Genomic DNA, 24,207 nt, shown 5'->3' with positions numbered 1-24,207 from the left:
CGCCGGCCAGGCGCAGCAGGGCCGCGGGCTTTATGGGACGCCGGCCAGGCGCAGCAGGGCCGCGGTCGCCGCCGCCGCGAGCACGACGACCACGAACGGCGCCTTCCGCCAGGCCAGCACGCCGCCGACCAGCACTCCGAGCGGCCGGGCCGGTCCGGCGAAGTGGGTGCCGGCCATCAGCGCGGCGGTCCCCGCCAGCGCCGCCAGCAGCGCGGCGGCGGCCATCGGGAGAATGCGCTCGAGGGTGGCGGAAAGCTTCAGACGTCCGCGCAGCAGCACGCCGCCGAGCCGCATGCCGTAGGTGCCGACGCCGAGGGCGATGATGGCCGCGATCAGCATGTCTCCTCCTCGACCGCGTGCCGCCTCTGCTCCGAGGCCGCGTTCCGCCTCTCCTCGACCGCGTTCCGCCTCTCCTCGACTGCGTGCCGCCTCTCCTCGACCGCGTTCCGCCTCTCCTCGACTGCATGCCGCCTCTCCTCCTCGGCCGCGTGCCGCCGTGGGCGCACGAGCGTCAGCAATCCCGCCAGCGCGCAGATGACCGGCAACCCGGCCGGCAGCACCGGCGTGAGCAGCACGGCGACCGCGGCGCCGGTCAGGGCGACCGTGCGCGTCGTGCGGTCGCGCAGGGACGGCATGATCAGGGCGATCAGCGCGGCCGGGAACGCCGCGTCCAGACCCAGCGCGTCCGGATCGCCGGTGGCGCCGCCGAGCAGGACGCCGAGGGCGGTGCCGATGTTCCAGGACGTGAAGAGCGTCGCGCCGATGATGAAGTAGACCCGGCGCCGGCGGGCCGGGTCGGGCTCGGCCAGCGTGAACGCGGCCACCTCGTCGGTCAGGAGGTGGCTGCCGATCACCTTCTCGCGCCGGCGCGGACCGAGCGCGCCGCCCACGGCCAGGCCGAACGGCAGGTGGCGGGCGTTCAGCAGCAGGCCGGCGAAGACGGCGGCGAGCGGGTTGCCGGCCGCGAGCAGGCCGACCGCCAGAAACTGCGAGCCACCGGCGAAGACGACCGTGGACATCAGAAAAGGCACCCACACCGGCAGCCCGTACGCGATCGCGATCGCCCCGAACGACGCACCCACCGCGACCATCGCCGCCGCGATCGTCACGGCGTCTCGCAGGAGAGCCCGGTCCGTTCGCTGTAGCGTACGCATGGTTTGAAATACTGAACGATACTCACCGCGTTCGTCAAACCGAACGAGCCGATCGATGGAGCGAACATGCACGAGCCAACCCCTCCGCTCGCCACCATCGCCGCGGCGCTGCGTCGCGAACGGGAGCGGGCCGGCATCTCGCTGGCCGAGCTGGCGCGGCGGGCCGGACTGGCCAAGTCCACGCTCTCCCAGCTCGAGGCGGGCACCGGCAACCCCAGCATCGAGACGCTCTGGTCGCTCGGCGTCGCGCTCGGCGTGCCGTTCAGCCGGCTGGTCGAGCCGCCGGTCGACCAGGTCCGCGTGATCCGGGCCGGCGAGGGGCCGCGCCTCCAGGCCGATCAGGCCGACTTCGTGGTAACCCTGCTCGCGGCCGGCTCGCCGCACACCCGCCGCGACGTCTACCTGATGGAGCTCGAGCCCGGCCAGCCCCGGGAGGCGGCCGCGCACCTCCCGGGCAGCGTCGAGCACCTGGTCGTCGGCGCCGGGCGCGTGCTGGCCGGGCCGGTGGGCGAGGCGATCGAACTGGGCCCGGGCGACTACGCGTCGTTCCCCGGCGACGTACCGCATCATTACGAAGCGCTCGAGAACTCGTGGGCCGTGCTGGTGATGGAGCATCGGTAAGCCGATGTGACAGATGGTTGCCTGCACCTACCGTTGGGTAACACGCCTCGGTAACGTGGCGACCAGCGAGGTCAGAGCCCGTCGAGGGAGGTCAACCGTGACCACGACGCAGCCCAACCGCACCGACGTCTCCGAGCGTCAGGCACGCCAGGTCGCCGAGGCGGCACGCGAGGCCGAGTGGCGGAAACCGAGCTTCGGCAAGGAGCTGTTCCTCGGGCGGTTCCGGCTCGACCTGATCGATCCGTGGCCCAGCGAGCAGCCGCGTCCCGACGCCGAGCAGTTCCTCCGCGACCTCGGCGAGTTCGCCCGCACCGAGATCGACGGCGCCCGGATCGAGCGCGAGTCGCACATCCCCGACGAGGTCTTCCACGGCCTGGCCCGGCTCGGCGCGTTCGGCATGAAGATCGACAAGGAGTACGGCGGACTCGGCCTCACCAACCTGCACTACTGCCGGGCGCTGACCCTCGTCGGCTCGGCCAGCGCCTCGGTCGGCGCCATGCTCTCGGCCCACCAGTCGATCGGCGTGCCGCAGCCGCTCAAGATGTTCGGCACCCCGGAGCAGAAGAAGGCGTTCCTGCCCCGGCTGGCGGCCGGCGAGGTGTCCGCGTTCCTGCTGACCGAGCCCGACGTCGGCTCCGACCCGGCCCGGCTCGCCACCACCGCAACCCCGGTCGAGGGCGGCTACCGGCTGAACGGGGTGAAGCTGTGGGCCACCAACGGCACGATCGCGACCCTGCTCGTGGTGATGGCCCGGGTGCCCGACAAGGGGATCACCGCGTTCGTGGTCGAGAGCGAGTCGCCGGGGATCACGGTCGAGCGGCGGAACTCGTTCCTCGGGCTGCACGGGCTGGAGAACAGCGTCACCCGGTTCCACGACGTCTTCGTGCCCACCGAGAACGTCATCGGCGCGGTCGGTAAGGGCCTCAAGATCGCCCTGACCACGCTGAACACCGGCCGGCTGTCGCTGCCCGCGATGTGCATCAGCGCCGGTAAGCGGTCCCTCGCGATCGTCCGCGAGTGGGCGGCCGACCGCGTGCAGTGGGGACTGCCGGTGGCGCGGCACGAGGCGGTCGCCAAGAAGATCGCGTTCATCGCCGCCACGACGTACGCGATGGAATCGATGCTTGATCTTTGCTGCATGATCGCCGACGACGACCGCAACGACATCCGCATCGAGGCCGCGCTCGTGAAGCTGTTCGCCAGCGAGATGGCCTGGCTGGTCGCCGACGAGCTGGTGCAGGTCCGCGGCGGTCGCGGCTACGAGACGGCCGACTCGCTGGCGGCCCGCGGCGAGCGCGCCGCCGAGGCCGAGCAGCTGCTGCGCGACCTGCGGATCAACCGCATCTTCGAGGGCTCGACCGAGATCATGCACCTGTTGATCGCCCGCGAGGCCGTCGACGCGCACCTCTCGGTGGCCGGCGACATCATCGACCCCGAGGCCGGCGTCGGCCGCAAGGCCAGGGCGGCGGCCCGGGCCGGCGGGTTCTACGCGCGCTGGCTGCCCACCCTCGCCGTCGGCAAAGGCCAGGCCCCGTCGTCGTACGCCGAGTTCGGCCCGCTCGCGGCGCATCTGCGGTACGTCGAGCGCGCCTCCCGCAAGCTGGCCCGGTCGACCTTCTACGCGATGTCCCGCTGGCAGGGCAAGCTCGAGCGCAAGCAGGGCTTCCTCGGCCGGATCGTCGACATCGGCGCCGAGCTGTTCGCGATGTCGGCCGTCTGCATGCGCGCCCACGCCGAGCGCGACCATCGACCCGAGGGCCTCGAGCTGGCCGACCTGTTCTGCCGCCAGTCCCGCCTGCGCGCCGACGCCCTGTTCACCGCCCTGTGGGAGAACACCGACGCGATCGACGTCAAGGCCTCCCGGCGCGTGCTGCAGGGTCGTTACGCGTTCCTCGAGGACGGCATCCTGTCGTCCCCCGAGGGCGACGAGGCGTGGGTGGCGGCGTGGCAGCCGGGTCCGTCCGTGGTCGACGACGTCCGCCGGCGTATCCCGAAGCCCGAGCCGAAGTAGTAAGTAGCCGCGCGGAAGCCGCCGTGCCGGTCTGGTCGGGTCGGGTCGGCATGGCGGGCCGCGCTCGGCGGGCGCTCGGCCCGGCGGGGCCCGGCACGGTCCACCAACTGCGCTTCAGCCCGAGGACAAGCAAACCGGCCCGCGGCATTCCAAGGCCGTCCATGCAGAGCCCCTACCAAACCCCACCCCGTTCACTGGGTGGGGTGAGTTAAGCAGCCGGGTACGACAAAATTCCGGCCGCCATCCACAGCGTCGATCAAACGGTGGCCGACTTACGGCGGCCGCGGATCAGGTCGAGGACGGCGACGCATGGCCGACGGCCCCATGAACCCCGTAGGCCGAGAGCGCACCGGCACTCACCGCCGGCGGATCTTGATGACGTCCCGTATCCCCGCCGCGCCAACTCATCAGACTTCGACCGTGCCGGCGAGCTCCGCGGCCGCGACCTGTCGATCTTGATGACTTCCGGCCCGCAGGGCGATGTTCTGTCCCGAGACATGGGCGACGCTGGTGCGGCGTGCGGTGCCCGGCGATGCCGATGGCGCCGTTGCTGGCCACCAGGCAGCGGTGCAGGGCGGCCTCGGTTTGCCGGGGCGGGCTTGTGGGTCCGCCGAGGCTGACCGCGGGTGGCGAAGGCCTGGTCGAGGGTGGCCCGGTGGGCCAGCGCGCTGTGCCATCGAGTGTTGTGGTGGCCGCGGTAGGTGTCGAGCAGCTCGATCAGCGCCGGGCATCCAGCAGGTTCATCACATGCCGCCGAGAAGCCATACCCGATAGCACGGACCAACCCGGCCATGATCGCAGCCAGGTGACACATGTATCGGGACTTCAGCACCGACACATGTCATGGACTGAATAGCTTCCAGGGCGACGCAAGTCATCACGGCAGCAACCTTCCCCACCCCGTGCACTGGGTGGGCAAAGCTAAGCAGCCGGGTACGACAACTTCCGGCCGTCATCCACAGCGTCGAGCGCGACGGCGCCCGCGACCCTTCCCCAGAAATCAGCCCGCGGCATAAAGGCGAGCCACAACATCCTCGATATCGGGCTCGACCACGGAAAGATCCCGCACCGACGCGGCGGTCACCAGCGACGCGACCGCCGTGCCGGCTGAGGTCGAGTCCAGGGCGAACGTCACCCGGTGCCCGTCGGCCTCGACGGCGGTCAGCGTCGCGCCCTCGACGGTGAAATCCGGGGGCAGCGGCGCCTCCAGGTCGACGACCAGGCTGCGGAGCGAGCCGTAGCGGGCATGCAACGCCTCGATCGTGCCGTCGTGCACGACCCGGCCGTGGTCGATCACCACCAAGCGGTCGCACAGGCGCTCGATGTCGGCCAGGTCGTGGGTGGTCAGCACGAGCGTGACGTCGCCGGTCGCGCCGAGCTCGGCCAGGAACGAGCGGACCGCCTGCTTGCTGACCACGTCGAGGCCGATCGTCGGCTCGTCCAGGAACAGCACCTTCGGCCCGTGCAGCAGCGCCGCCGTCATCTCGCCGCGCATCCGCTGGCCGAGCGACAGCTGCCGAACCGGCGTGTCGAGGAAGGCGTCCAGCTCCAGCAGCGCGCGGCAGCGGCGCAGGCGGGCCTCGTGCTCGGCCGGCGGCACCCGGTAGATGTGCCTCAGCAGGCGGAACGACTCGCGCAGCGGCAGGTCCCACCACAGCTGTGAGCGCTGCCCGAAGACCACGCCGATCCGCAGCGCCAGGCGGGTGCGCTGGGGCACCGGGGTCAGGCCGAAGACCGAGACCTCGCCCGAGGTGGGGGTGAGCACGCCGGTCAGCATCTTCAGGGTGGTCGACTTGCCGGCGCCGTTCGGCCCGATGTAGCCGACCATCTCACCCGGCTCGATCGTCAGGCTGACCCCGTCGACGGCCGAGACCACGCGTTTCTCCCGCCGGAAGCGGCCGGCTTTGACGCGTACGGCGAAATCTTTGCGAAGGTCTTGCATGCGAATCATGAGCCGGTGCTCCGGTAATGACGGACGCCCGAGCGCCACACCAGGGCGGCGACGAGCGTGGCAGGCAGGCAGACCAGCGGCGCCACGAAACCGGCCCAGGCCGGGAGCCCGAGCGGGTCGGTGTGCCCGAGCAGGGCGAGCGCCGGTTGGTAGGAGACGAAACCGAAGCCGAGGGCGTACGCGAACAGGTCGCGGAACCAACCTCCATAAACCGAGATGGGGTAGGAGGTGAAGTCGCGCCCGCCGTAGGTGAAGGCGGCGCCGATCTGGCCGGAGTCGACCCACCAGAAGGCGAGGCTCGCGCTCAGCACGAAGATCGCCCCGAAGAAGAAGCCGCCCCCGATCGGGGCCAGCACCGCCAGCAGCACCCGGCCCGGCGTCCAGTCGACGTGGTTGACGTGCAGCGCGACGCCGTAGACGGTCAGGCCGAAGGCGACCCGCAGCACCTTGCGCACCGGCAGATCCATGAAAACGAGCTGCGGCAGGACGCCCAGCGGCCGGAGCAGGATCGTGTCCAGGGTGCCGGATCGCACGTACCGCTGAAGGTCGTCGATGTTGCCCACCACCGCGTCGCAGAGCACGAAGCCGGAGACCGCCAGCCCGGTCATCAGCACGCCCTCGGCCAGGGTGAACCCGCCGAGGCTGGTGGTCGCGCGGAACAGGACGAAGACGGTGAGCACGTCGAGGACGGTGGCGCCGAGGTTGCCGATCACCTCGACCGCGAACGACGCACGGTAGGAGGTCACCGAGCGGATCTTTCCGGCGATCATGGCGCCGTACGCCCGGAGCCGCCCGTCACCCACCCTGCACCACCAGCTTGCGTTCCGCGCGCCGCTGGACCAGCCGGCACAGCGCCAGGAGCGCGATCGCCCAAGCGGCCTGGAGCAGCACCAGCCCGAGCTGAAGCGCCGGCGGATCGCGCTCGACCAGCACGTCGAGCGGGGTCTGTAGCAGGCCCGGCAGCGGGGTGGCGACCCAGAGCGCGACGCTCGCCCACTCGGGGAGCAGGCGCAGCGGGAAGTAGAGGCCGGAGAGGACTCCCGAGCCGAGGGTCCAGAGCATGATCGGGCCGCGGGCGTCGTGCAGCCAGAAGGCGGTCGCGTTGACCAGGTAGCGGCAGCCGAAGCTGGAGATGACGCCCAGCACCACGGAGATCAGGAAAAGCGGGACGGTCTGCGGCCGTTGCGGGACGTAGAACGGGAAGAAGATCAACCCGGCCACCACCGGCGGGATGAACCGGGTGAGCATGCCGTGCCCGGCGCGGCCCAGGTCGGCGGCGAAATAGGCGGTTACCGGCGGAATCGGGCGTAACAGATCGGACGCGACGTCGCCGGTGCGGATCCGGTCGGCCAGCTCCGTCCAGCCCCAGATGCCGGTCACCGTCAGTAACCCCTGCCCCACCCAGACGAACGTCACGAGCTGGGCCGGGTCGTAGCCGCCCGGGCGGCCGCCGGTCGCGCCCTCGGCGACGGCGAGGAGCACGTAGCAGCGGAGGAAGCCGAAGACTATGTTGGTGAACGATCCGGCTATGGTGGCTTGCCGATAGGTCGCGTAGCGCCGGAAACCCGACCACACCAGCGCACCGAAAGTAGCGACGGAGGCTCGGAACGGACGACCGGGAGAGATCGTGAGCACGCTGGCGTCAATCCCGTCCACGCCGTTAATCTCCTTCCGAACCCCCGCAGTGGAGCCGGGCGACTCTACCCGGGTCTCCGGACGGCCACCGCACATTTTCCTGTCGAAGAAGTGGACAACGCCGTGACGGAGCGCCGCCAATCACCGGGCCTGATCCTGGGTGCCCGATGAACGGCTGGAGCTCCCAGATAGGCGAGGACCGCTGGGGCGACGAGCCGGCGTGGGTCTACGAGATCACCTGGGAGTGGGAGCCGCTGCCCGGCCAGCGCTATCCCGGTGACCCCGGCCGGCGCAAGGCGGTGCACACGCCGGTCTACGAGGCGTCCCCGTCCGACCACCCGGCCCAGCGCGACCAGGACGCCCGCGGTGGGTACGCCGCGCGCAGCGCTCCCCCGCCCCCACCGCAGCGCGACGAGCCGTCGTGGAACCGTCCCGCCGCTCACGCTCCGGCGCCCGATCAGCGCCGCGGCGCCGCCCCGGTCTACGGCCGGGAGGGCCAGTATCCGCAGCGGCGGGAGGGCTTCCCCGCCGACGCCGGCCGGCGTGAGGGGTTCGCGGCCGACGCTGGCCGGCGTGAGGGATTCGCCGGCGACGGTGGCCGGCGTGAGGGATTCGCCGGCGACGCTGGCCGGCGTGAGGGATTCGCCGGCGACGCCGGCCGGCACGAACAGCCTGGTCGGCCGCCGTCCGGGCAGCCGTCGTTCCGGCCCGGGGCGCAGGCGCCGGGTCGTCCCGGGACGCCGGTCTCCCCCGGCGGCCGCGCGTCGGTGGCGCCGGTCTCGGGCTCGGCGCCGCGCCCGCAGTCCGGTCCGCCCGGTCCTGGCAGCTCCCAGCAGCGCCCGCAATCCGCACCGCCGGGCCCACCCGTCACCCCCGGCCCCGGCGGATCGCACCAGCGCCCGCAATCCGCGCCGCCCAGCCCACCCGTCACCCCCGGCCCCGGCGGATCGCACCAGCGCCCGCAGTCCGCGCCGCCCAGCCCACCCGTCACCCCGGGTCCCGGCGGATCGCAGCAGCGCCCGCAATCCGCGCCGCCCAGCCCACCTGTCACCCCGGGTCCCGGCGGATCGCAGCAGCGCCCGCAATCCGCGCCGCCCGGTTCGCAGCAGCGCCCGCAGCAGGGGTCGCCGCGGCCGCAAGCGGGAGCACCGATGTCGCCCCGGGTCCAGGGGCACGCTCAGCCACCGCCGGGTCCGCGACCGCCGCAGCCCGGTCATCCGCAGCAGCACGGCGCCGCGCCCGTCTCACCGGCCAACCCCGGCGTCTACGGCGCGGCCCGCCCGGCCGCGCCCTATTACGGCCGTCGCCCCGACGAACCGCAGCGCCCAGCGGGCGGCAGTCGCCCCGACGAACCGCAGCGCCCAGCGGGCGGCAGTCGCCCGCCGTTCGAGAGTCAGCCGTCTACCGGCCGCTCGCCGCACGAGAATCGACCGGCCGCGGAGGGCCGCACGCCGATCGACGGCCGCGCTTCCGCGGAGGGGCGTCCGCCGGCCGCCGGCCCCCGTCCGGTCTCGCCCGGCTCCGGGGTCTACGGCAGTGCGCGACCGGCGCCGGCCGACGCGTTCCCGGCCCGGCCCGAAACTCAGCAGCCCGGCCGCCGGCCCGACACGCCCTTCGACCTGCGTCCCGCGCCAGAAGTGGGAGCACCGGCCCCGGCCCGGCCCGCACCGCAGCCCACCCGGGTCACGCCATCGCACCCGGCCATGCCGCCGGCACCGGTCTATCCGTCGGTGCCCGGCCAGGCCCGCCCGGTCTCGGCGCAGCCCGGCCCGCACCCGGTTTCCGACCCCGGCCCGCAACCAGCTTCCGGATTCGGTGCCCAGCCGGTGTCCGGACCCGGCCCGCAACCGGCCTCCGCAATCGGTGCCCAGCCGGTATCCGGACCCGGCCCACAACCAGGTCCTGGATTCGGTGCCCAGCCGGTGTCCGGACCCGGCCCGCAGCCTGTCTCGGGGCCTGGGCCGCAGCCCGTCTCGGGGCCGCCGCCGCAGGCTGGTGCCGGGGGCGGGTATCGGCCGGTCTCCGCTCAGCCTGGGCCTTCGCCGGTTTCGGGGTCGCCTCGGCCGGTCTCGTCGCCTGGCTATGGTGAGTCGCCGATGGGTGGGCTGCCTCGGGTCGGTAGCGGGCACGCCCAGATGGGGGCGGTCGACCCTGCGGACCATCCCTATGCGCCGCGGCCCCGGCACGCTCCGGGTAGCGAGACGCCGGCTGGTCGGTCAGCGGGGTTCGGCGAAGGTTCGGCGCCGGTTGCCGGGACGGGAGCGCCGGCCGGGGAGTTCGTGCTGCCCGACGGGCCGCAGGCGGGGTCCCGGGTCGATCCGGTCACGGCGCCGCCGGTGGTGGCCGCGGCCGAGCCGGACTGGGCTGCCTCGGCCTGGGAGCGCACGGCGGCGCCGGAGGCGGATTCGACCGCGGATCAGGAGGAGGAACCGCGCGGGCTGGGATGGCTGCTGTCGCAGAGCGGGCTGGGCGCGACCACTCCGGTGGTCGAGCCGGGGCCGGCCAACGCGAGCGCCTCCCTCGTCAGCACTCCGCCCGCGGTTCAGCCCGCGCCGGAGCCGGAGCCCCCGGTCGTGGTCGAGCCAGAGGTCACGCCCGACCCCGAGCCGGAAAGCCCGGTCGCGGTCGAACCGGAAAGCCCGGTCGCGGTCGAATCAGAACTCGCGCCCGACCCCGAGCCGGAACCTCCGCTCGCGGTCGAATCAGAACTCACGCCCGACCCCGAGCCGGAATCCCCGGTCGCGGTCGAACCAGACGCCACGCCCGAGCCCGCGCCGGTGCTCGCGGTGGAGCCTGACCACGAGCCCGAGCCGGAGTCCGCGCCCATGGTGGAGCCGGACCTCGAGCCGGAGCCGGAGACTGCGCCCACGGTGGGGCCGGAGGTCGCGCTCGCGGCAGAGCCAGATCACGAGCCCGAGCCGGAGGTCGCGCTCGCGGCGGAGCAGAACGACGAGCCCGAGCCGGAAGCGGCGCTCGCGGCGGAACGCGACCACGAGCCCGAGCCGGAAGCTGCCCTCGCGGCGGAGCCGGACGTCGCGGTCGAGTCGGAGCCGCAGCCGGAACCGGAACCTGTTGCTGCCGGTCCGGAGGACGCGGCCGAGCCGGACAGCGGTTCGGCCGAGCAGAGCTGGTTCGTGCCGGTCACCGGCGCGCAGGCGATCATCACGCCGAGCGGCGGCACGGTCGACGAGGTTGCCGAAGAAGAAAGCGACACCGCCCCGGGGACCGACATCGTCGAGGAGGCGGTCGAGGCCGAGCTCGTCGACATCGAACCGGTTGATGCCATGTGGGTCGAGGCCGAGGTTCCGGTTCGGGTGGAGGAAAGCTACGAGCCCGAGCCGCTGGCCATCGCGGCGCCGGGTGCGGAGGAAGCCGGGACCGAGGAAGCGGCGCCGGGTGGGGAGGAAGCCGGGACCGAGGAAGCGGCGCCGGGTGGGGAGGAAGCCGGGACCGAGGAAGCGGCTCCGGCGAGCGACGCGATCCAGGCGGAGAACGAGCCCGAGGCGCCACCCGAGGTGGCGGCCGAGAGCGAGATCGAGGCACAACCTGAGGGCGCGGCCGAGCTCGAGCGCGAAACTCGAGCTGAGCGCGAACCTGAGACCGGGAGCGAGGACGAACGCCCGGCGGAAGTTGCGGTCGAGGAAGCGCCTGCTCCGGGCGTACGGGAAACGGAAACCCCGCAAGCGGAAGCCGCCCCACCCCGCCGGACCACCGCTCGTGCGCGGCGTGCCGACCCGGAGGAGATGCTGGCCACCTATCCGTGGTCGTTCGATGCGACGACGCTGCGGGAAGAGGTCGACGATCCGGACCAGATGTGGACCGTGGTCGATCGGCTCACCGACAAGCTCGAGTACGCCGAGCGCGACGCCGTGCGGGCGCGGCTGCTCAGCCTGCGGGCCGTCGCCGAGCGGCTGCTCGGTGAGCTGGACGCGGCGCTGGAGGATGCGCGGGAAGCGCTCGGGCACGCGGAAGCCACCGGTGAGCTGGGGCGGATCGCGATCGTGCGGGCGCGGCTGGCGCACGTCCACCAGTGGCGCGGTGAGTACGCCGAGGCCGACAAGCTCTATGCTGAGGCCAGCTCGCCGGAGCTTCCGTCCCGGCTGCGGGCCGAGATCGAGGAGCTGGCGGGGCGGTCGGCGTTCGACCAGGGGCGCTACCTGGAGTCGATGAACCACTTCGAGACGGCCCTCGACCTGCGCAAGGGCGCCGACCCGGAGCTGGTGGAGCGGATCGAGGCAGCGCTCGACACGATCACCAAGCGGACCTCGAGCGGAGGCTGGGGGCCCTATCCGCGCACGCGGGACGAGATCTCCGGCATCGCGGAACCGCCGCGGCCGATCCGGGACGAGCGGACGGGTCTCTGGGGCTACGTGGGTGCGGTGCCTCCCCGGTACGCGCAGGCGCAGCCCTTCGCCGACGAGCTGGCCTGGGTGCGGCGGCCGGATGCGGCGGCCTGGGAGCTCATCGACCTCGCCGGTGAGGTGGTCATCGACGCGTCCGCCGGCTATCTCGCGGCCGAGCGCTTCTCCGAGGGGCTGGCCTGGGTCTCGCGGGACGAGGACGGCGGCTGGTACGCGATCGACCGGCTCAACCGCCTCATCGTGCCGGGCGGGTTCGACGACGCCAAGGCGTTCCACCACGGGCTGGCGCTGATCAAGCGGGGCGGCTGGGGCGTGATCGACCGGCACGGGCGGGTGCTCGTGCAGCCGCGGTACCGGGCGTTCCTCACCCCGCTGGTCTCCGGCGGGCCGATCGAGGGCTTCACCGACGAGGGCCTCGCGGTGGTCGAAGGGGATGGCGAGAGGTTCGGCGTGGTCGACCGTACGGGACGCCTGATCGTCCCGCCCGAGCACGCCGCCGTGGTGATCCACCCCACCGCGTTCCTGGTGTCCGACCGGTTCGGGCTGTGGGGCGCGCTGGATCGCGACGGCCGGCCGTTGATCGAGCTGAGGTACCGCGAGCAGGCCGACGTGCTGGACGAGATCGATCGGCGGCTGACCGACGGGCGCCCGGTCCTCTGAGTAAGTAGGGTCAGCCTCATGGAGTTCCGTCATCTCGGCCGTTCCGGCCTGCTCATCAGCGAGATCGCCTACGGCAACTGGATCACCCACGGTTCCCAGGTCGAGGAGGACGCGGCGGTCGCCTGTGTGCGCGCCGCCCTCGACGAGGGGATCACCACCTTCGACACCGCCGATGCCTACGCGGGCGGGCGCGCCGAGGAGGTGCTGGGCCGCGCGCTCAAGGGCGAGCGCCGCCAGGGCCTGGAGATCTTCACCAAGGTCTTCTGGCCGACCGGCCCGGGCCCGAACGACCGCAGCCTCTCCCGCAAGCACATCATGGAGTCGATCGACGCCTCGCTGAGCCGGCTCCAGACCGACTACGTCGACCTCTACCAGGCCCACCGCTACGACTACTCGACGCCGCTCGAGGAGACCATGCAGGCGTTCGCCGACGTGGTGCGCTCGGGCAAGGCCCTCTACATCGGCGTGTCCGAGTGGAACGCCACCCAGCTGCGGGCCGGCTGGGAGATGGCCCAGGACCTGAAGATCCCGTTCGTCTCCAACCAACCTCAGTATTCCGCGCTCTGGCGGGTCATCGAGGCCGAGGTGGTGCCCACCTCGATCGAGCTCGGCATCGGCCAGGTGGTCTTCTCGCCCATCGCGCAGGGCGTGCTGACCGGCAAGTACGAGGTCGGGAAGCAGCCGCCGGCGGGCTCGCGGGCCACGGACGAGAAGTCGGGCGCCCAGTTCATCTCCCGGCTCATGGGCGACGACGTGCTGACCGCGGTGGCCGGCCTCAAGCCGCTGGCCGAGCAGGCGGGTCTGTCGATGGCCCAGCTCGCGGTGGCGTGGGTGCTCCAGAACTCCAACGTCTCGGCCGCCATCATCGGGGCCTCGCGTCCGGAGCAGGTCCGCGACAACGTCAAGGCCTCGGGCGTACGCCTGGAGCCGGACCTGATGAAGGCGATCGACGCCGCCCTCGACCCCGTCGCCGAGCGCGACCCGGCCCAGACGGTCTCCCCGCCCCGCCGTCCGTAGTCGTCGCTGCTTCTGGGGTGGTTCGCTACGAGCCACTCCAAAAGCGCATCAACTCCAGGCCGATCTGGATCAGGGTGCGGTCGATGCTCAGCAGGTCGCCGATCCAGTAGACCGCCTGGAAGAACCAGTCCCCGAGCCTCGTCTGCCACAGCGCGAGAAAGAGCAGGATGAAGCCGTACGGGGCGAAGAGCGACCACGCTCGCTGATAGGCCGGGCTCATCCAGGGCGCGATGATGCTGCCGCCGTCGAGGCCGGGCACCGGGATGAAGTTCAGCACGCTCGCCGTGATCTGCAGGAACGCCAGCGCGGCCAGCGCGCACCAGAACTGCGGGTGGGCGCCGGAGAGGCCGACCTCGCCGGTCGGCAGCAGGGCCAGGTGCACGTCGCCGAAGCCGATCAGGAACGGCACCGACAGCAGCAGGGCCAGCACCACGTTGGTCAGCGGGCCGACGGCGCTGATCAGTGAGTCCTTGACCTTGCTGTTGATGTAGCGATGGTCGATCCAGACCGCGCCGCCGGGCAGGCCGATGCCGCCGAGGACCACCACGACCACCGGCAGCACGATGGACAGCAGCGGGTTCGTGTATTTCAGCGGGTTGAGCCGCAGGTAGCCGCGCTCGGCCACGGTCTTGTCGCCGGAGACGAAGCCGGCCAGGGCGTGCGCGTACTCGTGCAGGCAGAGCGACACGAGCCAGCCGGTCACGATGAACAGGAAGACGTCGACCCGGACGTTGCCGAACCGGGCCCAGGTCATCCAGCCGCTGACGACGAAGACGGCAAGGATGCCGACGAAGACCGGGCTCGGCACGAAGGCGTTGCGCGGGGTCCGCGTGTAGACGGGCTCGTAGGTCACTGCTCTGTCATTCCGCTGGTCATTCCGCTCATCGTTCGGCTCGTCATTCGGCCGGAAGGAGGCTCATCCGGTAGTCGACCCGGTCGTCCTCGAGCAGGACCACCTGGGCGATCCCGGCGCCGGCGAGCTCGCGCCACTCCTGCCCGATCCAGGACTCGGCGTCAGCCTGGCTGCTGAACGTCTCGCCCGGACCTGCGACCTGCTCTCCGTCGACGTTCTCGTACCGCCAACTCCACGGCATCCGCCGTTCCCCCTCACGTCTGCAATCGTGGCCTCCACCCTACGGCGTCGGCCTGTGCGGCCCGGCCTTAAGGTACGGGGCATGTCCGATGATCGGTGGAACACCGTCCTGGTGCTCGGCGGGATCCGCTCCGGCAAGTCCGCGTTCGCCGAGGCCCTGGTCGCGGATGCGCCCTCGGTGCGGTACGTGGCCACGGCCGTGGGCGGCGAGGGCGACCCCGAGTGGCTGGCCCGGATCGAGGCCCATCAGCGGCGGCGGCCGCAGTCCTGGTCGACCGAGGAGACCGGCGCCGACCCGGCCCGCCTCGCGGCGCTGCTGACCGAGGCCAAGCCGGACGACACGCTGCTGGTCGACGACCTCGGCGGCTGGGTGACGGCGCTTCTCGACCCGGCGCGCCAGCCCAACGACGACGAGGCCGACGTGGCGGCGCTGGCTTCGGCGGTACGGGGGTGCACGGCCCGGGTCGTGCTGGTGAGCCCGGAGGTCGGTCTCACGCTCGTGCCCACCACGCCGATCGGGCGGGCCTTCGCCGATGCGCTCGGGACGACGAACCAGGCGCTCGCCGAGGCCTGCGACCGGGTCGCGCTGGTCGTGGCCGGCCGCCCGGTGTGGCTGAAGGATTCGGCCGGCGATCCGGTCCCGGGCGTCGGCGGCGCCGCGCTCGCCGCTCCCTCGACCGGCGTCACCGCCCTGGGCGACATTTCCGAAAAATCGGATTTGTCGGCGACAGGGGCGGCCGCCGAGCTTGCCGCGCCGGAGACGACGCTCGCGGAGCCTCGGCTGGTCGCGCCGGCCGCGGGCGGCGAGACGCTCACCGCCGGGGCGCCGGCGGTGTTGAACGAGCCTACGCAGCAGCTCCCGGTCGTCGGGGTGGGGACGCCGATCGAGCCGGGCATGGATCTTCCGCTGCCCGACGCCGATGCCGGGCCGGACGCGCGCGACCGGCTCGTGAACGTCGACTTCGCGGGGACGGGCTTGGGTTCGCTGGTCGAGGCGGTCGAGTTCGCGGCGGCCACCCAGGGCACGACGATTCCGCGGCCGTGGTCGTCGGTGCGGGTGCTGCTGGTCTCGGGGCGGCACGACGGCGGCGCGGCGGCCGGGGACGACCCGGCGGACGCCGAGCGGCGGGTCGCCGAGGTCGAGCACGGCGAAGGGGTGCTGAGCCGGCTCGCCGGGCAGGCCGGGGCCGACGTCGCGGTGCTGCGGGTGGCCCGGTCGGGCGCGATCGAGGACGGACCGGTCACCGATGAGGCCGCCGTCGACGTGGCGCTCGGGCAGGGCTGGCGGCTCGCCGAAGCGGCCGCCGACGCCGGGCGCGATCTGCTGGTGCTCGCCTCGATCGGGGTCGGCACCGACGCGGTCGCCGCCGCGCTGTCGGCCGCGATCACCGGCGCCGAGCCGGTCGAGCTGCTGCCGCGGGTGCTGCGGGCGGGCGGGCGCTTCGACGACGAGGCGTGGATGCGGCGGTGCGCGGCCGTGCGGGACGCGCTGCACCGGATCCGGCAGGCGCCCCGCGGCGCCAAGGATCTGCTGCGCGAGCTGGGTGGCACGGACTTCGCGGTGGCGGTGGGCGCGCTGCTGGGCGCGTCGTCGCGGCGGCTGCCGGTGCTGCTGGACGGGCCGGTCGGCATCGCCGCCGGCCTGGTGGCCCGGGATCTGGGCAGCCAGGCCCGGCACTGGTGCCTGCTGCCGGACGCGGGCCACCTCGCGATCGTGGCCAAGGGCGCCGACGTGCTCGGCCTCAACCCGGTGCTCGACCTCGGCCTGGGACTGGGCGAAGGCGCGAACGCGCTGGCCTCGCTGCCGCTGCTGCGCACGGCGATCGGGCTGGCCGCGGCCACGCCGGTGCACCCGGCCCTGCTCGCCGAGCCGGGCGACGGCGGGGCCACCGACCTGATCGTGCCCAACGACGAGGACGTGGACTTCGCCGAGCCCGAGCCGGACGGCCCCGGCCCGGCGACCACCGAGGAGTGAGCGCGGGCGCCGGCCTGCGTCTGGCGGTCACCACGCTGACCGTGCTGCCGCTGCGGGCCGGCCGGGTGGACCGGGCGGCGGCGCGCTGGGCAATGATGCTCGCGCCGCTGGTGGGGCTGGCCCTGGCCGCGGTGCTCGCGGGTCTGCTCTGGGGCATGCGCGAGGTGGGTTTTCCGCCGTTGGTGGCCGCGGCGGTGACGGTGACGGCGGGCGTGCTGCTGACTCGCGGGCTGCATCTGGACGGGCTGGCCGACACGATGGACGGCTTCGGGTCGTACAAGACCGGAAATACCGCCCTTGAAATCATGAAAAAGTCGGATATCGGGCCGTTCGGCGTGGCGGCGATCGCGCTCGTGCTGCTGATCCAGACCGCGGTGCTCGCCGCGGCGCCGGGCGCCGCGGTGGTGGTGGCCTGGACGGCGGGACGGGTCGCGATCACGCTGGCCTGCCGCGACGGAATCCCGGCCGCGCGCCCGGACGGCCTGGGCGCGCTGGTGGCCGGGACCGTGGGCCGGACGACGGCGTGGGCGATCGCGATCGTCGTGGTCCTCGCGTCGGCGCCGGCGATCCCGGGCCGGCCGGCACAGGCGCCGGTCGCCGTCGCCGTCGCGCTCGCCGCCGTGGCGCTGCTGCTGCGGCGGGCGGTACGCCGGTTCGGCGGCATCACCGGCGACGTCCTCGGCGCGTGCGCGGAGATCGGCACCACCGTGGCGCTGGCCGGTCTGTCGCTGCGCTGAGAGAGGAGGGCTGAGAGAGGAGGCTAGCCCTGCTCGGCGTCGTACTGCTTGACCACGCGCTTGGGGGCCGTCCGGCGCCACGCGTCGGTCACCACCCGCCGGAGCTCGACCGGGTCGGCCTTCGACAGATCGACGCGGACCCACCCGTACCGGCCGGTGTAGGCGGCGATCTCGTAGACCTCGGGCGCGCTCGCGATCAGCTCGGCCTGATCCTCGACCGAGGCCTTCACCGAGGCGTACGCCGACTCCTCGCTCCCGGACGCGAACATCTTGTCCCCGTAGCGCAGCGTCGGGTGGCCCCAGCCCTCGACGAACACCTCGCGGGTGCCGGGCAGTGCCAGCACCCACTCCTTGAGCTGCTCGTAGGTGACCGCCATGTCAGCGCACCGACGGCTGCACGAACGGCGGCCTGACCACCCTGGCCTCGGTGCGGCGGCCGCGGATGTCGATCTGCACGAGGTCGCCGTCCTGGACGCCGGCCGCGGTGTCGATCAATGCCAGCGCGATGCCGACCTTCTTGGTCGGGGAAAAGGTGCCACTGGTCGTCTCGCCGATCGGCTGCTCCCCCGCGTACACGTGCATGTGTCCCCGGGGGATGCCGCGGCCCGTCAGTTCCAGTCCGCGCAGGAGGCGCCGCGGACCCCGCTCCTTCTCCGCGACCAGCGCATCGCGGCCCCAGAAGGCCGGCTTGGACCAGCCGACCGCCCAGCCCGAGCGGGCCTGCACCGGGCTGATGTCGAGGGAGAGCTCCTGGCCGTGCAGCGGGTAGCCCATCTCGGTGCGCAGGGTGTCGCGGGCGCCGAGCCCGCACGGCTGCACGCCGGCCGCCACGATCGCGTCCCAGACCAGCGTCGCCGCGTCCCACGGCACCACCAGCTCGTAGCCGTGCTCGCCGGTGTAGCCGGTGCGGCAGACGATCAGATCCACGCCGAAGAGCGGCGCGGTGGCGAAGGACATGTAGTCGTGGGCGGTGGGCAGGCCGAGCTTGCCGAGCAACTCGGCCGACTGCGGGCCCTGCACCGCCAGCACCGCGAAGCCCCGGTGCTCGTCGGTGACCGTGACCCCCTCGGGGGCGGCCGCGGCCAGCCGGCGCACCACCTCGGCCGTGTTCGCCGCGTTCGGGATCAGGAAGACGTGGTCGTCGGCGAAGAGGTATGCGATCAGGTCGTCCACGACGCCGCCGCTCTCGTCGCAGCACAGCGTGTACTGGGCCTTGCCCGGCTCGATGCGGCCGAGGTCGTTGGTGAGGCAGGAGTTCACGAACGCGGCCGCCCCGGCGCCCCGCACCCGCGCCTTGCCCAGGTGGGAGACGTCGAAGACGCCGGCCGCCTCGCGGACCGAGGCGTGCTCGCGCAGCACCCCGCCGCCCGCGTACTCCAGCGGCATCTCCCAGCCGCCGAACGCGGCGAACTTGGCGCCGAGCGCGACGTGACGCTCGTGCAGCGGCGAACGGAAAAGGGCATCGGTGACCTCGGCAGACATGAGAGTCAACTTACCCGTGACCTTGGGACTCGTTATTGTCGCGGGGACACCCTTCACCCGGCGCCGTCGTGCCGGGGTTCCGCAAGCGCAGCCGGCGCGCCCAAGAAGCCGCCGGCCCGACCGTCCCCGGAGAGCCCGAGTGACCCAGCCCAGCCTCAGCCTGGTCGATAACGACCCGGCCGAATTGGCCGTCGACGCCATCGTCATCGGCCTGCACAGTCAGCCCGACGAGGGCGGCGCCCTGCTTCCGGCGGCCGGCGCCGAGAGCATCGCCGCCGCCTTCGACGGCAAGCTCACCTCGACGCTGGCGCTGCTCGGCGCCGGCGGCGCACCGGGCGAGGTGACCAAGCTGGCCACGCTCGGCACGATCGCCGCGCCGCTGGTGATCGCCGTGGGCCTCGGCGACGAGCCGTCCGGTTCCGCGCCCGAGCTGGAGAAGCTGCGGCGTGGCACCGGGGCGGCGGTCCGCGCGCTGGCCGGCAGTGCGACGGTGGCGCTGGCCCTGCCGATCCCGGACGACGAGGACGCGCCGGCCGTGCTGCGCGCGATCCTGGAGGGCGCGCTGCTCGGCGGCTACCGCTTCGCCGGCTACAAGACCAAGCCGCAGCCGGGCCGCCGCGATCCGGTCACGGCGCTCCAGGTGTACGTGCCGGACGCGTCCGACGCCGCCGCCCGCGCCGAGCTGGCCCGGGCCGAGGCGGTCGCCAAGGCGGTGCGCACCACCCGCGACTGGGTCAACACGCCGCCCAACAACCTGCGGCCGCCGCAGTTCGCCGACGCGGTGGTGGCGGCGGCCGAGGGCACCGGCCTCGAGGTCGAGGTGCTCGACTTCGAGCAGCTCAAGTCCGGCGGCTACGGCGGCATCGTGGCCGTCGGCCAGGGCTCCGAGGCGCCGCCCCGGCTGGTCAAGCTCAGCTACGTGCCCGCGGGCGTCGAGTCGCCGAAGAAGGTGGCGCTGGTCGGCAAGGGCATCACCTTCGACACCGGCGGCATCAGCATCAAGCCGACGGCCGGCATGTGGGAGATGAAGTCGGACATGGCCGGCGCGGCCGCGGTCGGCGCCGCGATGCTCGCCATCGCCGAGCTCAAGCCCAAGGTGGCGGTCAGCGCCTATCTGGCCATGGCCGAGAACATGCCGTCCGGTTCGGCGTACCGGCCGGGCGACGTGATCACGATGTTCAACGGCAAGCGGGTCGAGGTCTTCAACACCGACGCCGAGGGCCGCATGGTGCTGGGCGACGCGATCGCCCGGGCCTGCGCCGACGGCGCCGAGTACGTGCTGGAGGCGTCCACGCTGACCGGCGGCCAGGTGGTCGCGCTGGGCAAGCGGATCGCCGGGCTGATGGGCTCGGACGCGGCGGTCGAGCTGATCCGCGCGGCCGGCGACAAGGTCGGCGAGCCGGCCTGGCCGATGCCGCTGCCGGAGGAGGTCCGCAAGGGCATGGAGTCGGACATCGCCGACATCTGCCAGACCAACGCGAACCTCGACCGGGCCGGGCACATGCTGCAGGGCGGCGTCTTCCTGCGCGAGTTCGTGGCCGACGGGGTCGAGTGGGCGCACATCGACATCGCCGGGCCGGGCTACCACGCGGGCGAGGCGACCGGTTACTGGACGAAGGGCGGCACCGGCGTGCCCGTCCGCACGTTCCTCCAGGCCATCGACGATCTGGAGAGCTAGCCCATTCTCTTCTGGCGGGCGTTGTAGTCGCGCATGCGCTGCGGGTAGCCCATCAGCCGCACGTCGTAGATCGGCAGTGCGAGCTGGTGGGCCCAGCGGCGGGCGATCTCGGGGGACTCGATCCGGCGCCGGGTCCACTCGCCGTCGTGTGCCACGAGCAACACCGTGGTCTCGGTCACCGTGGTGCGGGGCTCGATGAAGGCCTCGACTCCCCGGCGGGAGCGGACGAACTCCGCAAGATAGTCGAGATCGGCACGATCAACCGGCCGCCCGGCCGGCCGCCGGGTCTCCGTACGCCGCCGAAACCAGGCCACTCCCCGCTCCTCACGCTCAATTCCCGCAAGGGTACGTCCCGGGGGCTCGCCGACGGGCACCTGGCTGCATCGATCGGTTCCACAAGTGACAAGATGGCCAAGACGTACTGTGACCGTTTCCATTGTGTGACCCACATGGCGGCGATGCGACCACTGGAGTCAACGTGAGCCAGCCGAACGGCGGAACCTTCGACATCGTCATTCTCGGTGCCGGCAGCGGCGGGTACGCGGCCGCCCTGCGCGCCGCCGAGCTCGACCTCTCCGTAGCGCTGATCGACAAGGCCGAGCTGGGCGGCACCTGCCTGCACCGCGGCTGCATCCCGACCAAGGCGCTGCTGCACGCGGCCGAGGTCGCCGAGCAGACGCGCGAGGCCGAGCAGTTCGGCATCAAGGCCGAGCTGCACTCGATCGACATGGCCGGGGTGAACTCGTACAAGGACGGTGTCGTCTCCCGGCTGTACAAGGGCCTCACCGGGCTGCTCACGCACAACAAGAACATCACCGTGGTCAACGGCGAGGGCAAGCTCGTCGGCAAGGACACGGTCGAGGTCGGCGGCCAGCGCTACACCGGCCGCAACATCATCCTCGCCAGCGGTTCCTACTCGCGCTCGCTGCCCGGCCTCGAGGTCGACGGCAAGCGGGTCATCACCAGCGAGCACGCTCTCAAGCTCGACCGCGTGCCGGCGTCGGCGATCGTGCTCGGCGGCGGCGTCATCGGCGTCGAGTTCGCCAGCGTCTGGAAGGCCTTCGGCGCCGAGGTCACCATCCTCGAGGCGCTGCCCCGGCTGGTCGCGGCCGAGGACGAGGACATCTCCAAGCAGCTCGAGCGCGCGTTCCGCAAGCGGAAGATCAACTTCAAGGTCGGCAAGCCGTTCGAGAAGGTCGAGCACACCGACAGCGGCGTGCGCGCCACCATCCAGGGCGGCGAGACGGTCGAGGCCGAGGTGCTGCTGGTCGCCGTCGGCCGCGGCCCGACGACCCAGGGCCTCGGCTACGAGCAGCAGGGCATCGCGCTCGACCGCGGCTTCGTGATCACCAACGAGCGCCTGCACACCGGCGTCGGCAACATCTACGCGGTCGGCGACATCGTTCCCGGACTGCAGCTCGCGCACCGCGGTTTCGCCCAGGGCATCTTCGTGGCCGAGGAGATCGCGGGCCTGCGCCCGGCGGTCATCGACGAGGCCGGCATCCCGCGGGTGACCTACTGCGACCCCGAGATCGCCTCGATGGGCCTGACCGAGGCCAAGGCGAAGGAGAAGTACGGCGCGGACAAGATCTCGACGTACAACTACAACCTCGGCGGCAACGGCAAGAGCCAGATCCTCAAGACCGCGGGCTTCGTGAAGCTGGTCCGCCTGAACGACGGCCCGGTCCTCGGCGTGCACATGATCGGCGCGCGGATGAGCGAGCAGGTCGGCGAGGCTCAGCTGATCTACAACTGGGAGGCCTTCCCGGAGGAGGTCGCCCAGCTGGTGCACGCCCACCCGACGCAGAACGAGGCTCTCGGCGAGGCATTCCTCGCGCTGGCCGGCAAGCCCCTGCATGCACACAGCTGATCGAGCTGATCTACTCGTTCCCGAAGACGTAGAAGCGGTTAAGGAGTTCTGAGAATGCCGGTATCGGTCACCATGCCGCGGCTGGGTGAGAGCGTCACCGAGGGCACCGTCACGCGCTGGCTCAAGCAGGAGGGCGAGCGGGTGGAGGCGGACGAGCCGCTGCTCGAGGTCTCCACCGACAAGGTCGACACGGAGATCCCGTCGCCGGCCGCGGGCGTCCTGACCCGCATCGTCGTCGGCGAGGACGAGACGGCCGATGTCGGCAGCGAGCTCGCCGTCATCTCCGGCGACGGTGAGGACGCGGGCTCCTCCGAGCCGGCCCCCGCCGCCCCGCAGCAGACGCAGCAGGAGACGCAGCGGGAAGAGGAGCCGGAGCCGCCGGCCCCGACCACCCCCTCGACCGAGAAGCCGGTCGAGGAGGAGGCCCCGGCGCCGCAGCAGGCCACCGCGCCGTCAGCCGGCGGATCCGGCACCGACGTGAAGATGCCGGCCCTGGGCGAGAGCGTCACCGAGGGCACCGTCACCCGCTGGCTCAAGCAGGTCGGCGACACCATCGAGGCCGACGAGCCGCTGCTCGAGGTCTCCACCGACAAGGTCGACACCGAGATCCCGTCGCCGGTCGCCGGCACGCTGCTCGAGATCAAGGTGCAGGAGGACGAGACCGCCGACGTCGGCGCCGTGCTCGCCGTGGTCGGCGAGCAGGGTGCGGCCCCGGCCGCCGCCCCGGCGCCGCAGCAGGCTCCCGCCCCGAAGCAGGAGCAGGAGCAGCCCAAGCCGGAGCCCCAGCCGGAGCAGCCCAGGATCGAGTCGGCCCCGGCCCCCTCGTTCGCGCCGGGCGACTCGTACGCGGAGCCCACGGCCGAGGCCGAGGCGGCCAAGGACCCGTCGGCGGCCGAGAGCAAGGGCGAGCCGCCGGCCCCCGCCGCGGCCCCGAGCCGCGAGGCCACCCAGGGCAACGGCGCCGGCGACGCCGGCTACCTCACGCCGCTGGTTCGCAAGCTGGCCGCCGAGAAGGGCGTGGACCTGTCCAAGCTCACCGGCACCGGCGTCGGCGGCCGCATCCGCAAGCAGGACGTCATCGACGCGGCCGAGGCCGCGGAGAAGGCCAAGGCCGCCCCGGCCCCGGCCGCGCAGCCCGCCGCCGCCCGGTCCGCCGGCGCGCCGGCCGCGGCACCCGCGCCCAAGGCGGCGCCGAGCCCGCTGCGGGGCCGCACCGAGAAGCTGACCCGCACCCGCCAGACGATCGCCCGGCGGATGGTCGAGTCGCTGCAGATCTCGGCGCAGCTCACCACGGTGGTCGAGGTCGACGTCACGAAGATCGCCCAGCTGCGCAACCGGGCCAAGGCCGACTTCCAGGCCAAGCACGGGGTCAAGCTGACCTTCATGCCGTTCTTCGCGCTGGCCACGGTCGAGGCGCTGCAGCAGCACCCGGTGGTCAACTCGTCGATCGACCTCGAGAACAACACGGTCACCTACCACGACGGGGAGCACCTGGGCATCGCGGTCGACGCGCCGCGCGGCCTGATCGTCCCGGTGATCCGCGACGCCGGCGACCTCAACCTGGCCGGCCTGGCCAAGCGCATCGCCGACGTGGCCGACCGCACCCGCAACAACAAGATCGGCCCGGACGAGCTGTCCGGCGGCACGTTCACGCTGACCAACACCGGCAGCCGGGGCGCGCTGTTCGACACGCCGATCATCAACCAGCCGCAGGTCGGCATCCTCGGCACCGGCGCGGTGGTCAAGCGCGCCGTCGTCATCACCGACCCCGAGCTGGGCGAGATCATCGCACCGCGCTCGATGGTCTACCTGGCGCTCAGCTACGACCACCGGATCGTGGACGGCGCCGACGCGGCCCGCTTCCTCGGCACGATGAAGGAGCGCCTCGAGGGCGGCCAGTTCGAGGCCGAGCTCGGCCTCTGACCGAAGCAACAGGCAAGGGCGTGCCGGAGTGATCCGGCA

General features: G+C 72.6%; 19 protein-coding genes. 9 read left to right on the top strand and 10 right to left on the bottom strand.

What is annotated here, in order from left to right:
• Positions 1 to 30: 30 nt before the first annotated feature.
• Both ACQP2F_RS09160 and ACQP2F_RS09155 read right to left on the bottom strand, forming a co-directional pair.
• Positions 31 to 339, bottom strand: coding sequence for an AzlD domain-containing protein (locus tag ACQP2F_RS09160; RefSeq protein ID WP_433302466.1), 309 nt, complete (start codon positions 337 to 339; stop codon positions 31 to 33).
• Complete coding sequence (locus tag ACQP2F_RS09155; RefSeq protein ID WP_433302464.1) at positions 333 to 1,109, bottom strand: AzlC family ABC transporter permease; 777 nt, start codon at positions 1,107 to 1,109, stop codon at positions 333 to 335. The genes ACQP2F_RS09160 and ACQP2F_RS09155 overlap by 7 nt, the downstream gene beginning before the upstream one ends.
• 111 nt (positions 1,110 to 1,220) lie before the next feature.
• Here ACQP2F_RS09155 and ACQP2F_RS09150 point away from each other — a divergent pair, with 111 nt between their 5' ends.
• Together ACQP2F_RS09150 and ACQP2F_RS09145 are read left to right on the top strand one after the other, a co-directional pair.
• Positions 1,221 to 1,775 (top strand): helix-turn-helix domain-containing protein, encoded by a 555-nt coding sequence (locus ACQP2F_RS09150; protein ID WP_433302462.1) that lies wholly within the window; start codon positions 1,221 to 1,223, stop codon positions 1,773 to 1,775.
• Between the two features lie 97 nt (positions 1,776 to 1,872).
• A complete protein-coding gene (locus ACQP2F_RS09145) occupies positions 1,873 to 3,786 on the top strand; it encodes an acyl-CoA dehydrogenase family protein (protein WP_433302461.1) in 1,914 nt (637 codons plus the stop codon).
• Positions 3,787 to 4,786: 1,000 nt separating this feature from the next.
• Here ACQP2F_RS09145 and ACQP2F_RS09140 read toward each other — a convergent pair.
• From ACQP2F_RS09140 to ACQP2F_RS09130, 3 genes are read right to left on the bottom strand one after another with little or no spacing between them, the layout of a single operon-like run.
• On the bottom strand, positions 4,787 to 5,737 hold the full coding sequence (locus ACQP2F_RS09140) for an ABC transporter ATP-binding protein (protein WP_433302459.1): 951 nt from the start codon (positions 5,735 to 5,737) through the stop codon (positions 4,787 to 4,789).
• Positions 5,734 to 6,507: an ABC transporter permease gene (locus ACQP2F_RS09135; protein WP_433307406.1), complete on the bottom strand. Its 774-nt coding sequence runs from the start codon at positions 6,505 to 6,507 to the stop codon at positions 5,734 to 5,736. The genes ACQP2F_RS09140 and ACQP2F_RS09135 overlap by 4 nt, the downstream gene beginning before the upstream one ends.
• Positions 6,508 to 6,532: 25 nt before the next feature.
• Positions 6,533 to 7,384: an ABC transporter permease gene (locus tag ACQP2F_RS09130; RefSeq protein ID WP_433307404.1), complete on the bottom strand. Its 852-nt coding sequence runs from the start codon at positions 7,382 to 7,384 to the stop codon at positions 6,533 to 6,535.
• Positions 7,385 to 9,651: 2,267 nt separating this feature from the next.
• On the opposite strand from ACQP2F_RS09130, the gene ACQP2F_RS09125 reads away from it, so the two are divergent.
• Both ACQP2F_RS09125 and ACQP2F_RS09120 read left to right on the top strand, forming a co-directional pair.
• Positions 9,652 to 12,393 (top strand): WG repeat-containing protein, encoded by a 2,742-nt coding sequence (locus ACQP2F_RS09125; protein ID WP_433302457.1) that lies wholly within the window; start codon positions 9,652 to 9,654, stop codon positions 12,391 to 12,393.
• An 18-nt stretch (positions 12,394 to 12,411) separates the two neighbouring features.
• Positions 12,412 to 13,410 carry an aldo/keto reductase family protein gene (locus ACQP2F_RS09120; RefSeq protein ID WP_433302455.1) on the top strand — a complete coding sequence of 333 codons (999 nt, stop codon included), beginning with the start codon at positions 12,412 to 12,414 and terminating at the stop codon, positions 13,408 to 13,410.
• 25 nt (positions 13,411 to 13,435) lie between these two features.
• Here the strand turns inward: ACQP2F_RS09120 and ACQP2F_RS09115 are convergent, their stop codons facing one another.
• Both ACQP2F_RS09115 and ACQP2F_RS09110 read right to left on the bottom strand, forming a co-directional pair.
• On the bottom strand, positions 13,436 to 14,263 hold the full coding sequence (locus ACQP2F_RS09115) for a site-2 protease family protein (protein ID WP_433302453.1): 828 nt from the start codon (positions 14,261 to 14,263) through the stop codon (positions 13,436 to 13,438).
• A gap of 43 nt (positions 14,264 to 14,306) precedes the next feature.
• Positions 14,307 to 14,504, bottom strand: a complete 198-nt coding sequence (locus ACQP2F_RS09110) for a hypothetical protein (protein WP_433302451.1) — start codon at positions 14,502 to 14,504, stop codon at positions 14,307 to 14,309.
• 81 nt (positions 14,505 to 14,585) lie between these two features.
• On the opposite strand from ACQP2F_RS09110, the gene ACQP2F_RS09105 reads away from it, so the two are divergent.
• On the top strand, positions 14,586 to 16,478 hold the full coding sequence (locus tag ACQP2F_RS09105) for a bifunctional adenosylcobinamide kinase/adenosylcobinamide-phosphate guanylyltransferase (protein WP_433302449.1): 1,893 nt from the start codon (positions 14,586 to 14,588) through the stop codon (positions 16,476 to 16,478).
• A complete protein-coding gene (locus tag ACQP2F_RS09100) occupies positions 16,475 to 17,215 on the top strand; it encodes an adenosylcobinamide-GDP ribazoletransferase (RefSeq protein WP_433302447.1) in 741 nt (246 codons plus the stop codon). The genes ACQP2F_RS09105 and ACQP2F_RS09100 overlap by 4 nt, the downstream gene beginning before the upstream one ends.
• A 23-nt stretch (positions 17,216 to 17,238) precedes the next feature.
• Here ACQP2F_RS09100 and ACQP2F_RS09095 read toward each other — a convergent pair whose 3' ends face one another.
• Entirely contained in the window at positions 17,239 to 17,592 is a 354-nt protein-coding gene (locus ACQP2F_RS09095; protein ID WP_433302445.1) for an MmcQ/YjbR family DNA-binding protein, read from the bottom strand.
• A gap of 1 nt (position 17,593) precedes the next feature.
• A complete protein-coding gene (gcvT, locus tag ACQP2F_RS09090; protein ID WP_433302443.1) occupies positions 17,594 to 18,697 on the bottom strand; it encodes a glycine cleavage system aminomethyltransferase GcvT in 1,104 nt (367 codons plus the stop codon).
• Between the two features lie 139 nt (positions 18,698 to 18,836).
• Between gcvT and ACQP2F_RS09085 the strand changes: the two genes are divergently transcribed.
• Positions 18,837 to 20,375, top strand: coding sequence for a leucyl aminopeptidase (locus ACQP2F_RS09085; protein ID WP_433302441.1), 1,539 nt, complete (start codon positions 18,837 to 18,839; stop codon positions 20,373 to 20,375).
• Here the strand turns inward: ACQP2F_RS09085 and ACQP2F_RS09080 are convergent.
• The gene (locus tag ACQP2F_RS09080; RefSeq protein ID WP_433302439.1) at positions 20,372 to 20,689 is read right to left on the bottom strand and encodes a hypothetical protein; all 318 of its coding nucleotides are present in this window, start codon (positions 20,687 to 20,689) and stop codon (positions 20,372 to 20,374) included. The genes ACQP2F_RS09085 and ACQP2F_RS09080 overlap by 4 nt on opposite strands.
• A 164-nt stretch (positions 20,690 to 20,853) precedes the next feature.
• Here ACQP2F_RS09080 and lpdA point away from each other — a divergent pair, with 164 nt between their 5' ends.
• Positions 20,854 to 22,245, top strand: coding sequence for a dihydrolipoyl dehydrogenase (lpdA, locus tag ACQP2F_RS09075; protein ID WP_433302437.1), 1,392 nt, complete (start codon positions 20,854 to 20,856; stop codon positions 22,243 to 22,245).
• A gap of 54 nt (positions 22,246 to 22,299) precedes the next feature.
• On the top strand, positions 22,300 to 24,168 hold the full coding sequence (sucB, locus tag ACQP2F_RS09070) for a 2-oxoglutarate dehydrogenase, E2 component, dihydrolipoamide succinyltransferase (RefSeq protein ID WP_433302435.1): 1,869 nt from the start codon (positions 22,300 to 22,302) through the stop codon (positions 24,166 to 24,168).
• The last annotated feature ends 39 nt before the right edge of the window (positions 24,169 to 24,207 follow it).

The organism is Actinoplanes sp. CA-030573, assembly GCF_050951115.1.
Lineage (GTDB): Bacteria > Actinomycetota > Actinomycetes > Mycobacteriales > Micromonosporaceae > Actinoplanes.
This window is presented reverse-complemented; position numbering and strand designations above follow the sequence as displayed.